This window comes from Clostridium sp. AF21-20LB (assembly GCF_003478795.1).
Classification (GTDB): Bacteria; Bacillota; Clostridia; order Lachnospirales; family Lachnospiraceae; genus Otoolea; species Otoolea fessa.
Genome location: NZ_QUGD01000063.1, coordinates 1 through 1040, shown reverse-complemented (window position 1 = coordinate 1040; position 1040 = coordinate 1). Strand labels below are relative to the sequence as shown.

1 protein-coding gene and 2 pseudogenes are annotated in these 1040 nt (G+C 49.5%); all 3 read right to left on the bottom strand.

Annotation, left to right across the window (positions count from 1 at the left end):
• Window positions 1–172, bottom strand: a pseudogene (locus tag DWX76_RS14655) (SpoVG family protein); the annotation flags it as partial.
• 12 nt (window positions 173–184) lie between these two features.
• A complete protein-coding gene (locus DWX76_RS13735) occupies window positions 185–724 on the bottom strand; it encodes an MT-A70 family methyltransferase (protein WP_107001180.1) in 540 nt (179 codons plus the stop codon).
• 41 nt (window positions 725–765) lie between these two features.
• Window positions 766–1040, bottom strand: a pseudogene (locus DWX76_RS13730) (hypothetical protein); the annotation flags it as partial.

Sequence of the window (1040 nt, the reverse complement as noted above, 5' to 3'; positions counted from 1 at the left end):
TTTTCAGATTTTCCACCACAAAGCAGTCATTGAATTTCACGCTGGCAAAGCCCATGAGGTTTTTCACAGGTTCGATGACCCGCACGCTTACATCCAGCTTTATAGGGGCAGCTGGTGTTCCGCCCGCATTTTTTTCCTGCATGGATTTCTCCTTTCCGCTTCGGGTCAGCATGACCCGAAGCTGTTACAAGTTTACAGTGCTTTCAACTTCGTTTCCCCACACGTCCCATCCGGGCTTTTTTTCTCTGGCGAACAATTCCACTCGTGGTATATCGCCCATCAGTTCTACAATTTTCCGCCTGGCCTCGTCCGGCTTTTTACTGTGGCGCTCTATCGGGGAAACAATAAGCTGGTGAACACCGGTAGACTTACGCTTCGGATGTCCTTTTACTGCTAAAAGACAAATTTCTGCATTGCCTCTGGTCCAATACCCCAGACCGTAAAACCATGAGTAGGAGCGCCGGTTCCTCTTTATCCATACAAAAGCCACAGAACGATAAGAAAAGCCCCATGCTTTAATGACCTTTAAGGCTTCCGGCAGTTGTGGGAATGTTGCCCACAGAAACAAAACGCTGTCTTTTGCAGCCAAGTCGGCCACTGGAAGGGAACAAATTTCTTCAATACTCATAGTGGGATAATGAAGCTCTGCTGATCCCTGCCTGTTTTTCTGCTCATACCGCCACGGTGGATCTGCATAGATTATCGAAAATTTTTCTTTCGGCATGATCCTCCTTTCCGCTTCGGGTCAGCATGGCCCGAAGTCTCTTAATGGCAGCCGAAGATGGATTTTGCAAGACTGCCTGTTTTGAATAAGGTAAAACACAGCAGCACCGTATATCCCACGCAGCCCCAGATCGCCCCGATGGGGTCGCCGTCGGTGGCGATACTCTGGATCAGCACCGCATAGATTGCGACACAGACTAAGATCAACAGACCTTGAAAGCCCACCGCAAAGAGGGAGCGGAAATAGTTCTGCCCCATGTGTCCGGTTTCCCTGTTGGGGACTGTGGCAAACGGGATAGGCGCTAAACTTGTGAGTA

What these genes read in the sequence shown, in the direction of transcription:
- DWX76_RS13735 (WP_107001180.1), bottom strand. Translation starts at nt 724, where the DNA reads ATGCCGAAAGAAAAATTTTCGATAATCTATGCAGATCCACCGTGGCGG.